The sequence below is a fragment of the Arthrobacter sp. JCM 19049 genome, from assembly GCF_001310435.1.
The window spans coordinates 1-656 of sequence record NZ_BAXF01000862.1; the positions used below are offsets into that span (position 1 = coordinate 1).

The window sequence follows — 656 nt, forward strand, 5'->3', positions numbered from 1 at the left end:
CCGCCTACCAGCTGCTGGCCGACGGGCAGGTGCACCGGGTGCTGCGCGAGGCGGCTGGCCGGGGGCCGTTAACCCCCGCCCCGGGCAGGGTGAGCAGTACCGCAGCCTGCCCGGGGCGGAAAGGGCGTAAACTTGGTGAGCAAGAATTCGCTCTGCCTGCAGGAAAGAACCAGCTGATGCAACGCACCATGTTCAAGTCCAAGATCCACCGCGCACCGTGACCCAGGCGGATCTGCACTACGTCGGGTCGGTCACCATTGACCAGGACCTGTTGGACGCCTCCGACATCCTGCCCGGGGAGCTGGTGAGCATCGTGGATGTGACCAACGGGGCCCGCCTGGAGACCTACACGATCGCCGGCGAGCGCGGCAGCGGCGTGGTGGGCATCAACGGGGCCGCGGCCCACCTGGTGCACCCCGGTGACCTGGTCATCATCATCAGCTACGCGCAGATGGAAGATGCACAGGCCCGCGCCTACGCCCCGGCGGTGGTGCAGGTGGATGAGCACAACCGGATGATCCACCTGGGTGATGACCCGGCGGTGGCGGTCGCCGACGGTGTGCAGACTCCCCCGTTCGCGCAGGTCACCGGCAACTAGTCGAGCCTGCTAGCCGGCGTCCGGCTGCGGCTTCGTCCCCGGGCCGGTCCTGGTCGGG

At 68.6% G+C, this 656-nt stretch carries 1 pseudogene; it reads left to right on the forward strand.

The window, feature by feature from the left end:
* The first annotated feature begins 176 nt into the window (after window positions 1-176).
* A pseudogene (gene panD / locus JCM19049_RS16790) lies at window positions 177-598 on the forward strand (aspartate 1-decarboxylase).
* Window positions 599-656 lie beyond the last annotated feature (58 nt).